We start from the raw sequence: 12,698 nt of genomic DNA on the forward strand, positions 1-12,698 counted from the left end.
CCGTATGAGCAGCAACGGCGTTCAGCTGCGGGTGCGCGGCAAGGTGCAGGGCGTGGGATTTCGTCCCTTCGTCTGGCAGCTGGCGCAGGCGCTTCAGCTGACCGGTGACGTCTGCAATGACGGAGAGGGCGTGCTGGTGCGCCTCGCGGGTAATGGGGGGGCCTTTACCGCGAGGCTGCATCAGGACTGCCCGCCGCTGGCACGCATTGATCGCGTGGAAACGCAGCCGTTTACCTGGGCGCACGTGCCGGAGGACTTTACCATCCGCCACAGCGGGGCCGGGACGATGGACACCCAGATTGTCCCCGATGCCGCGACCTGCCCGGCGTGTCTGGCTGAGATGTGCGACCCACGCGAACGCCGCTATCGCTATCCGTTTATCAACTGCACCCACTGCGGGCCGCGGTTTACCATTATCCGCGCGATGCCCTATGACCGTCCGGCCACGGCAATGGCGCCGTTCCCGCTCTGCGAGCCGTGTGAAGCCGAGTACCGCAATCCTGCCGACCGCCGTTTTCACGCCCAGCCGGTCGCCTGCCCGGACTGCGGACCCGCGCTGGCGTGGCGTGCGGGCGACATGACCGCTGACAGCGAGGCTGCGCTGCGCGCGGCGGTAGCGATGCTGAAAAGCGGCGGTATTGTTGCGGTTAAAGGGCTGGGCAGCTTTCACCTCGTCTGCGATGCGCGTAACCCGCAGGCGGTCGCGACGCTTCGGTCACGCAAGCAGCGCCCGTCGAAGCCGCTGGCGGTAATGATCCCGCATGCGGATGACCTGCCGGAGACGGTTCAGGCACTGCTGCGCTCACCCGCCGCACCCATTGTGCTCACGCCAAAAGCCTGGCTGCCCGCGCTCCCGGAAGGTATCGCGCCCGGTCTGGATTCCGTGGGCATCATGCTTCCTGCGAACCCGCTGCAGCATCTTCTGATGATGGACTGTCAGCGCCCGCTGGTGATGACCTCCGGCAACCTCAGCGGCAGACCGCCTGCCGTCACCAACCGCCAGGCGCTGGATGAGCTCAGCGACATCGCGGACGGCTTCCTGCTGCATAACCGCGATATCCTGCAGCGGATGGACGATTCGGTGATGGATCGGGACGGTGCGATGCTGCGCCGCGCGCGCGGTTTTGTGCCGGATGCTGTCACGCTGCCTGCCGGGTTCGACAATATTCCCGCCATGCTGTGCACCGGGGCGGAGATGAAAAACACCTTCTGCCTGGTGCGTGGGAACCAGGCGGTGCTGAGCCAGCATTTTGGCGATCTCGGTGACGAGGGTGTGGAAGCGCAGTGGCGTTCCGCGCTGTCGGTGATGCAGGACATTTACGCCTTTCAGCCGACGCGCGTGGTGTGCGATGCCCATCCGGGGTATCGCGCTCGCCAGTGGGCGCAGGCGCAGGCGTTGCCCCTTGAAGAGGTACACCACCATCACGCTCACGCGGCGGCGTGCCTGGCCGAAAACGGCTGGCCGCGCGATGGCGGAGACGTTATCGCCCTGACGTTGGACGGGATCGGCATGGGGGAAAACGGCGCGCTGTGGGGTGGAGAGTGCCTGCGGGTCAGCTATCTCGACTATGCGCATCTGGGTGGCCTGCCTGCCGTTGCGCTGCCGGGTGGCGATCTGGCGGCGCGGCAGCCGTGGCGCAATCTGCTCGCCCACTGCCTGGCGTTTGTGCCCGACTGGCAGCAACATCCGGAAACCCATGCGGTTCAGCGCCAGAACTGGCCGCTGCTGGCGACGGCGATCCAGCGCGGCCTCAACGCGCCGCAGGCCTCGTCCTGCGGTCGCCTGTTTGATGCAGTCGCCTGCGCGCTGGGTATCGAAACCCAATCCTGGGAAGGTGAAGCCGCCTGCCGGCTGGAAGCCCTGGCATCGCAGTGCGCGGGTGTCGACCATCCGGTGACGCTGATAGTGGATAACCTCGCGCTTTTCTGGCAGCAGTGGCTGAGCTGGCAGGCGGAGCCCTGCGCGCGCGCCTGGGCGTTTCACGACGCGCTGGCAAAAGGGCTGGCGCAGCTCGCCGCGTTTCACGCCCGGCGCCTGTCGCTGTCGACAATCTGCCTCAGCGGCGGGGTATTGCACAACCGTCTGCTGTGCGCGCGTCTGCGTCATTATCTTTCTGACTTTACGCTTCTTTTTCCTTCGCGCCTGCCCGCAGGTGACGGAGCGATCTCCTTCGGGCAGGCGGTGGTCGCCGCAGCCCGGTCATGTTTACAAAGGACTTAAAATGTTACGACTGTTACGCAATGAACCTCGCGCCGCGCTCCTGCTGCTGGCTCTGGTAATGGCAAACCTGCTGGCCTGGGGATGGGCATGGCACACCTTTAGCGGCAGCACGGCGCTGATGGCGGCAAGCCTGCTGGCGTGGTGCTACGGACTGCGTCATGCGGTGGACGCTGACCACATTGCCGCCATTGATACCGTGACGCGTAAGATGATGCAGCAGGGCAAACGCCCGTCCGGCGTGGGGGCGTGGTTCTCGCTGGGCCACTCCACCATCGTGGTGCTGGCCTCCATTGCCATCGCCGCTACCGCCACGGCGTTTCAGAAGAACATGGCGTGGTTCCACGAAACCGGCAGCCTGATTGGTACCGCCGTTTCCGCGACCTTCCTGCTGGCGATGGCGCTGGTGAATATGGTGATCCTGCGCGGCGTCTGGCGCAATTTTCAGGCGCTAAAACGCGGCAGGCCCGTGCAGGACGACATCACGCTACCGGCTCAGGGCGGGGTGATGAACTGGCTGTTTGGCAAGACCTTCCGCCTCGTCAATAAAAGCTGGCAGATGTACCTGGTCGGTTTCCTGTTTGGTCTCGGCTTTGATACGGCCACCGAGATCGGCGTGCTGGGGATCTCTGCCGCCAGCGCGTCCAGCGGAATGTCGGTGTGGTCAATCATGATCTTCCCGGCACTCTTCGCCAGCGGCATGGCGCTGGTGGATACCCTCGACAACCTGCTGATGGTGGGTGCCTACGGCTGGGCGTTTAACAAACCGCAGCGCAAGCTTTACTACAACATGACCATCACCGGCACCTCCGTGGTGGTGGCGCTGTTTATCGGCGGGCTGGAAGCGCTGGGTCTGCTGATGGATAAATTTGCCCTCAGCGGCGGCCTCTGGGATCTGATTGGCGCGGTAAACGACAATCTGGGCAACGCCGGGTTTGTCGTCGTGGGTCTGTTTGTCGCCTGCTGGCTGATCTCCATGGCGAATTACCGCTGGCGCGGCTACGACGCGCTGGTGGTACGTTCCTGAACGACCCAGTCCGGTGGCGCTCCGCTTGCACGGGTCTGCATGTAGGCCGGGTAAGCGGAGCGCCACCCGGCAACAGGAGGGTTAAGCAGGGAGCGATTTCAGCAGGGCGAAGGCCTCCTTCATCCTGTCCTCACTGACGACAAAGGCGCGCATCTGACCGTCGGTATCGGTGCCGCGCGCCACCATGCCCTGCGGCGAAAGGGCAATCTGCCAGTCCAGATCCTGACGCTGCGTTTCACCTGCGAGATGCAGCGGCAATTCCGGCGTTTTCACTTTGACCAGCATGGCGGGTAATTTCACCGGGGCGTTGCCGCCGAGCAGGTTTTTCGCCAGGCACATGGCGCTTAACTGAATCGGTTGCAGGAACGGCAGCACCTGGCCGTTAATTTCCGCGCAGTCGCCCAGGGCATACATGTCCGGCTGGGTGGTTTGCAGATAGCAGTCTACCTTCACGCCGCGGTTGATTTCGGCGCCTGCGCGGTGCGCCAGCGCCGTTTCCGGGCGCAGCCCCGTCGCCGCAATCACCACATCCACCTCCACGCTGCGGCTGCGGTCGAGCGTCGCACGTATGCCGCTGCCGGTTTTGCTCAGGCTCTGCAGCTGCGATTTCAGCAGCAGATGCACGCCCATGTCGGTCAGACGATGCTGTAAGCGACTGCTCACTTCCGCGGGCATCAGCGCTGACAGAATGCTCGCCGCGTGGTCGACCAGGGTGACGGATTTACCCGCACGGCAGAAATCCATCGCCAGCTCGGTGCCGATCAGCCCGCCGCCGACAATCATCACCCGCGTGGCGTCGCGAAGCTCCGTTTCGCTGGCCTGATACGCCTGCTGGCCGTTGAGCGTGACCATCAGCTCGCGGCCCTCAACCGGCGGCACAAACGCGGAGGCACCCGTGGCCAGCACCAGCTTGTCGTACTGCCAGGTTTTATCTTTCGCTTTCACCAGATGGGCGTTGGCGTCGATATCGGTGACCCAGGTGTACGGAAACAGACGCAGGTTAAACTGTTCTGCGAACGCCCCCGCCGTCTGGCGGGTGAGATCGTCTGCGCGCTGGTTCTGGCTAATGACGTGGCTTAAATCAGGCTTGTTGTACTCGTCCATGCTGTCGGCGGCGATCAGCGTCAGCGGCACGTTAGCGTCCTGCTTGCGGATATTTTTCACCAGCTGGCGGGCGGCAAAGCCCGAGCCGATAATGACGATGCCGTGGCTCATTTTGCCTCCGTTGCCAGTTCATCAAAGACGTCTTTCCCGAGGGAACATTCCGGGCAGAGGAAGGTGTCCGGCACCTCGCTCCACGGCGTGCCCGGCGCGACATCCTGCAGCGGCTCGCCCCGTTCCGGGTCGTAAATCCACTGGCACACGCTGCACTGCATGCAAGGACCGAGGTCGGCAGCGGCGGCTTCAGCTACGGCTTCCGGCGCAACCGCCGCGGCGGGGGCGGTTTCCGGCAGCGGTGCGAGCGCCCACTGACGGGCGATGTCGCGGCCGTGCTGGCGGCAGATTTCCAGGGCGTCGATATCCGGCCGCCATTTCGCTTTCAGGCTCATCGACATCTCAAACCCTGCATCCTGTAAACGGGTGGAAAGGCGGTCGACCGCACCGCCGCTCCAGCCGTGGGAGCCAAAGGCGCTGGCGCGCTTGTTGCGAAAACGCAGGCCGGTCATCTCTTCGACCAGACCGGCAATCTTCGGCATCATCACGTTGTTCATGGTGGACGTACCCACCAGCACCCCTTTTGAGCGGAAAACGTTGGTGAGGATCTCGTTTTTATCGCTGCGCGCCACGTTGAAGATTTTCACCGCCACGTTCGGGTCCACTTCGTTGATGCCCTGGGCAATGGCGTCCGCCATCATGCGGGTGTTGTTGGACATGGTGTCGTAGAAGATCGTGATGCGATCTTCCTGATAATCCGCCGCCCACTTCAGGTACAGCTCCACGATCTGGGTGGGGTTTTCACGCCACACCACGCCGTGGGAGGTGGCAATCATCTCCACCGGCAGGTTAAAGCCGAGGATCTCGGTGATTTTAGGCGTCACCAGACGGCTGAACGGAGTCAGGATATTTGCGTAGTACCGCTGGCACTGTTCGAACAGCTCGGTCTGATCCACCTCGTCATTGAACAGGCGTTCGTCGCAGTAGTGCTGGCCGAAGGCGTCGTTGCTGAACAGCACCGCGTCGCCGGTCATGTAGGTCATCATGCTGTCCGGCCAGTGCAGCATGGGCGTTTCCACGAAGATCAGCTGCTTGCCGTTGCCGATATCCAGCGCGTCGCCCGTTTTCACGGTGTGGAAGTTCCACTCCGGATGGTGGTGGTGACCGTTGATCGAGTCGATGGCGTTGGTGGTACAGTAAATCGGGGTGTCCGGAATATACGACATCAGCTCGGTCAGGGCCCCGGCGTGATCCTCCTCCGCGTGGTTGACGATGATGTAGTCGATGGCGTTCAGATCGATTTCGCTGCGCAGGTTCTGCACGAACTCGCGGCTGAACTTGTGATCGACGGTATCGATCAGCACATTTTTACCTTCACGAATGAGATAGCTGTTGTAGCTGCTGCCGCGCAGCGTTTTATATTCCGTCCCGTGGAAATCGCGCACTTCCCAGTCACGTTGACCCACCCAATGAATGTTATTTTTAACCAGAATAGACATAGCAAACCTCAGCGTAATATCGCGTTTTTCAAATAGGATGGTTTGCTTATATCAAGCCGCGTGCCAACTTTTAATATATTGATTTTTATAGGTTAATACTTTGATAATCCGAAGTGGGTAGTCATTATGACTATTAAAAACAGTGTCACTATGACAACATGCATTGTCAAAATGACAGTGAGGCAGAGATGAGCTTTTCCGTAGACGTGCTGGCGAAAATCGCCATTGAACTGCAAACCGGTATTGGTCATCAGGACCGCTTCCAGCGGCTGATCTCCACGCTGCGCCACGTGCTGGCGTGCGACGCCTCGGCGCTGCTGCGCTACGAGGGGCGGCAGTTTATTCCCCTGGCCATCGACGGCCTGGCGAAGGACGTGCTCGGGCGGCGCTTTACCCTTGAAGGCCATCCGCGTCTGGAGACCATCGCCCGCGCGGGTGACGTGGTGCGTTTCCCGGCGGACAGCGATCTGCCCGACCCGTACGACGGGCTGATTCCAGGCCAGGAGAGCCTGAAGGTGCACGCCTGTATTGGCTTGCCGCTGTTTGCCGGGCAGAATCTGATTGGCGCGTTAACCCTCGACGGCTTGTCGCCGGACCAGTTCGATACCTTCAGCGATGAGGAGCTTCGCCTGATTGCCGCCCTGGCCGCCGGGGCGCTGAACAATGCGCTGCTGATTGAACAGCTGGAGAGTCAGAATATTTCTCCCGGCAGCCCGGCGGCGTTTGAGCAGGTGACGCACACGGAGATGATTGGCCTCTCTCCGGGCATGGCGCAGCTCAAAAAAGAGATTGAGATTGTTGCCGCCTCCGATTTGAACGTGCTGATCTTCGGGGAGACCGGCACCGGTAAGGAGCTGGTGGCGAAGTCGATTCACGAAGCGTCGCCGCGCGCGGTCAATCCGCTGGTGTACCTCAACTGCGCCGCGCTGCCGGAAAGCGTGGCGGAAAGCGAATTGTTTGGCCACGTCAAAGGGGCGTTTACCGGCGCCATCAGCAACCGCAGCGGCAAGTTCGAAATGGCCGATAACGGCACGCTGTTTCTGGATGAAATTGGCGAGCTCTCTCTGTCGCTCCAGGCCAAACTTCTGCGCGTATTGCAGTACGGCGATATCCAGCGCGTGGGGGATGACCGCAGCTTGAGAGTGGATGTGCGCGTGCTGGCGGCGACCAACCGCGACCTGCGTGAAGCGGTGCTTGCCGGAAACTTCCGCGCTGACCTGTTCCACCGCCTGAGCGTGTTTCCGCTTACCGTGCCGCCGCTGCGCGAGCGCGGGGACGACGTGGTGCTGCTGGCGGGCTATTTCTGCGAGCAGTGCCGTCTCAGGATGGGGCTTTCCCGCGTGGTGTTAAGCCCGGGGGCGAGGGCGCATCTGCTGAGCTACGGCTGGCCGGGCAACGTGCGCGAGCTGGAACACGCGATTCACCGCGCGGTGGTGCTGGCGCGAGCGACGCGTTCGGGTGATGAAGTGGTTATACATGCCCGGCATTTTGCGCAGCATGATGAAATTGCGTCTATTGCGCAGGCTGTACCAGAGAGAGCGCATGAAAATCTGCGTGACGCGACAGAGGCGTTTCAGCGTCAGATGATTACCCGCGCGCTGGAGCAGAACAACCGCAACTGGGCGGCGTGCGCCCGGGCGCTGGAGATGGACGTCGCCAACCTGCACCGGCTGGCGAAGCGTCTCGGGCTGAAGGGTTAGATAATCCCGGCCTGATAGAAATCCTGCAGGTTGATGGCACCGCACAGCCTGCCGGTGTCATCCACCACCGGTGCGGCGGTGATTTTGCGCTTCATCAGCACCTCTTTGGCTTCAATGGCGCGGCTCTCGGCGTTCAGCGTCAGCCCGCCCTGGGTCATGGCGTCCGACACGTCTGTTTCCAGCTTACCGCCGCCCACCAGCCAGCGGCGCAGGTCGCCGTCGGTGAACACGCCTTTGACGTATCCGTCGTCATCGCACACCGCCACCAGCCCCAGACCGGTACGGCTCAGCTCCAGCATCGCGTCCATGACGCTGGTATTGAGTTTGACCTGTGGAATCGCATCTTCTGTGCGCATCAGGTGGTGGACCTTGTTGAGCAGGCGCGCCCCGAGCGCACCCGCCGGATGCGAGCGGGCGAAATCTTCTTCGTTAAACCCGCGCGCCTGCATTACCGCCATCGCCAGCGCGTCGCCCATCATCAGGGTATTCACGGTGCTGGAAGTGGGGGCGAGGTGCATCGGACAGGCTTCACGCTCAACGGAAATATCCAGCGTTGCCTTGGCGGCCAGCGCCAGGGGCGAGCGGGATTTCCCGGTCATCGCCAGCAGGGCGACCGATTTTTCCTGCAGGCGTGGAATAATGAGATCCAGCTCTTTCGCCGAACCGGAGTAGGAGATAAACAGCATCACGTCGCGGCTTTCAATCATTCCCAGATCGCCGTGCAGCGCTTCGGCAGGGTGCACGAAGAAGGCCGGGGTGCCGGTGCTGGCCAGCGTCGCGGCAATCTTTTTGCCGATATGGCCGGATTTACCGATGCCCGCCACGATCACTTTGCCTTCGCAGTGGATAATGGTGTTGGCCGCGCGGACAAAATCCTCGCCCAGACGTTCCGGCAGGCGGCTGGCTTCCTGCAGCTCCAGCATCAGCGTCTGGCGGCCCGTTTCTAACAGAAAATCACTCATCTCTCTCTCCGGTTACGATCACGTCGATGCCTTTCTCTTCCAGCGCTTTTTTGAACGCCGGGTCGATACCCGCGTCGGTAATCAGCTTATCAACGCTTTCAAGGCTACAGACAATGTTGGGGCTTTTGCGGCCAAACTTCGACGAGTCCGCCATCAGAATCACTTCCCGCGCGGCGTTGCACATGGCTTTACTGACGCTGAACACCTCGTTAAACGTCGTGACGCCCGCGTTCAGGTCGATGCCGTCGGTACCCATAAACAGTTTATCGAAGCTGAAGTGGTCGAAGGCGTTCTCCGCCAGCTGCCCGTGGAACGACGCGGATTTTTTACGGAAGGTGCCGCCGGGCATCAGGATGGTCTGCTCGCAGTCGTTCTCCGACAGGGCGTTGACGATGTGCAGGCTGTTGGTCATCACCGTGATGTTGTTAAAGCGGCTGAGCAGGGGGATCATCTGCAGGACGGTACTGCCTGCATCCAGAATGATCGAGTCGCCATCGTGGATAAATTTTACGGCGGCTTCGGCAATCAGCGCTTTCTGGTGGGTATTGATCAGCGTTTTGTGGTCGATAGGCGGGTCCGCTTCGTCTTTATTGAGCACCACGCCGCCGTAGGTTCGAATGACGGCGCCAGAGTTTTCGAGCAATACGAGGTCCTTGCGTATCGTCGTGCCGGTGGTGTCAAAGTAGTGGGCCAGATCCTCTACCGAGCATTTTCCCTGCTTTTGCAGATGCTCGAGAATGGCCGCCTGCCGCTGACGAGGTTTCATAGGCGCTTCGTTCCTTAGGTTGCGAAATGATAATTTCGCAAGTCTATATCTTTCACAACGAAATTATCCATGTTTCAGATTAAGCGCTAATGATAGTGCATTCTGACAAAGTGGATCATGGGGAAAGATCACATCGGGCTGCAATTCCTGCAGCGAAATGCCGTTGATTGCCTGGATTTTCACCGGACGGGCAAAGACGGTCATGCCGCGCATGATGAGGGAATCGCAGACCTTATTGTTTTCATCCAGCGCAACAGCGACGACGACCCGCGGCTTGAAACGTCCACCGGAACGCCCGACGCCCACGCGGCCTTTCTGGCACAGGGCGTCAAACGCGCGGTTAAACCGATGGATTTGCCAGCCGCCAAACGCCATCTGGCAGAGCCAGGCGAGGGCGGCGACGGTGATGAGTGCGGTGACCATATCGGCTCCTTTAATTGCCGGGTGGCGGCTGCGCCTTACCCGGCCTACGGGGATTGTAGCCCCGGTAAGCGCAGCGCCACCGGGGAATGAACTCAGAACATCACCTGCCCACCGGTGACGTTAATCGACTGTCCGGTGCAGTACGAGGCTTTCGGGCTGGCGTAAAACAGCAGCATGTTCAGCACGTCCTGATAGTCGCACCCGCGCTTGAGCGGCACTTTATCGATGTAGTACTGCTCCACTTCTTCCGCTTTAATACCGAGCTTGGTGGCGTACTGCGGCAGCAGGGACTGGAACATCGGCGATTTCAGCAGATTGCCCAGCATCAGCGAGTGGACGGTAATGCCGTATTCGGCCAGATCCAGCGCCAGAGACTGCGTCAGCCCCACGCCGCCAAACTTCGCCGCGCTGTAGCCGGAGTTGTGCTTGCTGCCCACTTTCCCCGATTTTGAGTTGATCTGAATGATGCGCCCCTGAATGCCGTCGCGGATCATCAGACGGGAAAACTCGCGGGCGCAGAGGAAATAGCCCACCAGATTGACCTGCAGCGAGCGGTCAAAATCCCCCAGCTCGAAGTCGCTGATAAAGGCCGCTTTCGCAATGCCGGCGCTGTAAACCAGCAGGTCGGTACGCCCAAAAATGTCGTCCACGCCGCGGGCGAGCGCCATCACGCTCTGCTCGCTGGTGGCGTCGGCGCCAAACCCGTACGCCATTCCTTCGCCAAACTCGGTGTTGATGGTGTCCGCCACGCGGGCGGCCTTTTCACTCTGAATATCCACTACCGCCACGCGGTAACCCTCAGCGGCAAGCCCACGGCAGAGGAACTCGCCTAAGGTTTGTCCCCCACCAATGACAACGGCAACCTGACTCATGTCTATCTCCTTAATTACGCAACAAATTTTAACGTGCAGCCTGGGGTGACAGCCTGCGGAACCGGGCCCGCTACGTGAACCGTGCCGGGATATTCCGCCTGCGGCTGGCCGTCGAAACGCAGGGTGATGTGGCCCAGCTCGCGCAGGTTTTGTTCAGCGACGTCGCCGACGGCGGTCACGGCATAGCGCGCCTCGCCCAGCTCCAGCTGGCTCCCGGCCTTTAGCTCACCGTTCAGCTCGCCGTGGCAGTGGATGAAGCAAAACTCTTCGATATCCGCAGGCGCCCCTTCGCGAAAGGTGATCAGCATCTGGTCGCTCAGCGCATCCGCCGCGCTCTGGCCGATGCGGGTAATGGTGGTCTGGTAAATCACGGTCATGGCAGGAACCTCTTATTGATAAATAAAGCCGGAGACAAACCAGGCAATCAGCACCGTCGGCGCGCCCGTCAGGAAGCGGCTGACCAGCACGGACGGCACGCCCACGCGCACGGTGTCCTGGCGTGCTTCCGCCAGCGACAGCCCCACGGGAATAAAGTCGCACGCTGCCTGGGCGTTAATGGCAAACAGGGCGGGCAGGGCGAGGTGCGGGGGAATGTTCCCCAGACCAATCTGCACGCCAATCAGCACGCCGATGACCTGAGCAATCACCGCGCCCGGGCCGAGGAACGGCGACAGCAGCGGGAAGGAGCAGATCAGCGCCAGCGTCACCAGCCCAAGCGGGTGGCTGGCGAGCGGGGCGAGGCCATGGGCAATCCAGTCGCCCAGGCCGGAGGCCATGATGATGCCGATCAGCGCCGAGACGAACGCCATAAACGGCAGGATGGTCTTCAGCACCGTGTCGATGGTGTCGCGCCCGGACTGGAACAGCACCGCCACGGCGGAACCCATTCCCATCCCGACCTTTGCCAGCAGGCCGTCGCTCTGCTCGGTAATTTTCTTGCTGGTGTCGTACTCGCGCGGGGCCGCTTTTTGCGGCGCAGACGTCCCCTTCACCAGGGAGATGTTGTCTTCCTTCACGCCTGAGACATAAATGTCTTCGAGGATGTACTGCGCCAGCGGGCCGGATTTCCCGGTGGAGTGAATATTTACCGTCGGAATGCGGCGCTTCGGATAGATGCCGCAGCGCAGCGTGCCGCCGCAGTCGATCACCGCCACGCCAATTTCCGCTTCTGGCGGTTCGCCTTCCTTGAAGCCATCGACCGCTTCCCAGCCCGTCAGCTCGCGCAGCCTGTCGACGATCGCCGGGCGGGTACCCGCGGTGATGTAAACAATCTTTTTGCCTTCGGTGGCGTCGAACTCCAGCGGGCCGCCCCAGCCGCCCGTGCCTTTCTCAATGCGGATCCGGTTCATGCTGTGGCTCCTGAAAGATGGACTTTCTGTTCAAGCTGGATGCCCATTTTTTTCTCGAAAATAGCGGTGGTGAGGTCGGTCACCCAGCCGCGGAAGAAGTTGGTCACCAGACCTACCAGCAGGTAGCTCACCGCCAGCGGGCCGAGCGGCAGGCCAAGCGTGGTAAGGCCGCTGGCGATCCCGAGATAAACGAACAGCTCGCCGGGGTTGATGTGCGGGAACAGGCCGTTCATGGAATGGCAGCTGTAGGAGGCGGCGGCGTAATAGCTCGGCTTGTACTTCTCTGGCATAAAGCGGCCGAGGCTTAAGGTCATCGGGTTGCAGAACACGAAGGTGCCGATAAAGGGCAGTATCAGGTAGCGGGACAGCGGGTTTCCGGCGCAGCGCTGGGCGAAGCGCTCAATGCGCTGCTGGCCGATAAAGTTAATCAGCGCGTTCATGATCACCAGCAGGCTGATCAGCAGGGGCAGGATCCCGGTCACCATGCCGGTGAACACTTCTCCGCCTTTCTGAAACAGCCCGATGAACCACTCGGCGCCGTGGGTGATGGTTTCTATCATTCTTCTCTCCTGTAGGGCGTTTGTTTTTGTCTATCTGTGGCTAATAATAATCACTTTGAAAGGTTTTAAAGTGTTAGTTAGATCTCACAATGAAAGAAAAATGGATTATTTTGAAAGATAATTGACGTGGTGAATGATTTTCGGGGGAAAAAAGCATGGATTTGCGT

Annotated in this window: 12 protein-coding genes; 3 read left to right on the forward strand and 9 right to left on the reverse strand. The window is 60.9% G+C overall.

Going from position 1 to position 12,698, the window contains the following annotated elements; all coding sequences use genetic code 11:
* Positions 1 to 4 precede the first annotated feature (4 nt).
* Together hypF and PI91_RS04920 are read left to right on the forward strand one after the other, a co-directional pair.
* On the forward strand, positions 5 to 2,221 hold the full coding sequence (gene hypF, locus PI91_RS04915; protein ID WP_023344791.1) for a carbamoyltransferase HypF: 2,217 nt from the start codon (positions 5 to 7) through the stop codon (positions 2,219 to 2,221).
* Between the two features lies 1 nt (position 2,222).
* The gene (locus PI91_RS04920; RefSeq protein WP_023325958.1) at positions 2,223 to 3,245 is read left to right on the forward strand and encodes a HoxN/HupN/NixA family nickel/cobalt transporter; all 1,023 of its coding nucleotides are present in this window, start codon (positions 2,223 to 2,225) and stop codon (positions 3,243 to 3,245) included.
* A gap of 81 nt (positions 3,246 to 3,326) precedes the next feature.
* Here the strand turns inward: PI91_RS04920 and norW are convergent, their stop codons facing one another.
* Together norW and norV are read right to left on the reverse strand one after the other, a co-directional pair.
* Positions 3,327 to 4,460, reverse strand: a complete 1,134-nt coding sequence (norW, locus tag PI91_RS04925) for an NADH:flavorubredoxin reductase NorW (RefSeq protein WP_039265551.1) — start codon at positions 4,458 to 4,460, stop codon at positions 3,327 to 3,329.
* On the reverse strand, positions 4,457 to 5,899 hold the full coding sequence (gene norV / locus PI91_RS04930) for an anaerobic nitric oxide reductase flavorubredoxin (RefSeq protein WP_021241946.1): 1,443 nt from the start codon (positions 5,897 to 5,899) through the stop codon (positions 4,457 to 4,459). Before norV ends, norW begins: the two co-directional genes overlap by 4 nt.
* A gap of 188 nt (positions 5,900 to 6,087) precedes the next feature.
* On the opposite strand from norV, the gene norR reads away from it, so the two are divergent.
* Positions 6,088 to 7,599: a nitric oxide reductase transcriptional regulator NorR gene (gene norR, locus PI91_RS04935; protein WP_023344789.1), complete on the forward strand. Its 1,512-nt coding sequence runs from the start codon at positions 6,088 to 6,090 to the stop codon at positions 7,597 to 7,599.
* On the opposite strand, the gene gutQ is transcribed toward norR, so the two are convergent.
* The 7 genes from gutQ to srlA form a co-directional block, all read right to left on the reverse strand.
* Positions 7,596 to 8,561 carry an arabinose-5-phosphate isomerase GutQ gene (gutQ, locus tag PI91_RS04940; protein ID WP_021241948.1) on the reverse strand — a complete coding sequence of 322 codons (966 nt, stop codon included), beginning with the start codon at positions 8,559 to 8,561 and terminating at the stop codon, positions 7,596 to 7,598. The two genes, norR and gutQ, sit on opposite strands and share 4 nt — an antisense overlap.
* Positions 8,554 to 9,327 (reverse strand): DNA-binding transcriptional repressor, encoded by a 774-nt coding sequence (locus tag PI91_RS04945; protein ID WP_008499558.1) that lies wholly within the window; start codon positions 9,325 to 9,327, stop codon positions 8,554 to 8,556. The genes gutQ and PI91_RS04945 overlap by 8 nt, the downstream gene beginning before the upstream one ends.
* A 63-nt stretch (positions 9,328 to 9,390) precedes the next feature.
* Positions 9,391 to 9,750 carry a transcriptional regulator GutM gene (gene gutM, locus PI91_RS04950; RefSeq protein WP_008499556.1) on the reverse strand — a complete coding sequence of 120 codons (360 nt, stop codon included), beginning with the start codon at positions 9,748 to 9,750 and terminating at the stop codon, positions 9,391 to 9,393.
* A 92-nt stretch (positions 9,751 to 9,842) separates the two neighbouring features.
* On the reverse strand, positions 9,843 to 10,622 hold the full coding sequence (srlD, locus tag PI91_RS04955) for a sorbitol-6-phosphate dehydrogenase (protein WP_008499555.1): 780 nt from the start codon (positions 10,620 to 10,622) through the stop codon (positions 9,843 to 9,845).
* A 14-nt stretch (positions 10,623 to 10,636) separates the two neighbouring features.
* The gene (gene srlB / locus PI91_RS04960) at positions 10,637 to 10,999 is read right to left on the reverse strand and encodes a PTS glucitol/sorbitol transporter subunit IIA (protein WP_008499554.1); all 363 of its coding nucleotides are present in this window, start codon (positions 10,997 to 10,999) and stop codon (positions 10,637 to 10,639) included.
* A gap of 12 nt (positions 11,000 to 11,011) precedes the next feature.
* Positions 11,012 to 11,971, reverse strand: a complete 960-nt coding sequence (locus PI91_RS04965; protein WP_023344788.1) for a PTS glucitol/sorbitol transporter subunit IIB — start codon at positions 11,969 to 11,971, stop codon at positions 11,012 to 11,014.
* Positions 11,968 to 12,531, reverse strand: a complete 564-nt coding sequence (gene srlA / locus PI91_RS04970) for a PTS glucitol/sorbitol transporter subunit IIC (protein ID WP_003862164.1) — start codon at positions 12,529 to 12,531, stop codon at positions 11,968 to 11,970. The genes PI91_RS04965 and srlA overlap by 4 nt, the downstream gene beginning before the upstream one ends.
* Between the last annotated feature and the right edge of the window lie 167 nt (positions 12,532 to 12,698).

Source organism: Enterobacter sp. FB (assembly GCF_000805795.1).
GTDB lineage: Bacteria > Pseudomonadota > Gammaproteobacteria > Enterobacterales > Enterobacteriaceae > Enterobacter > Enterobacter roggenkampii.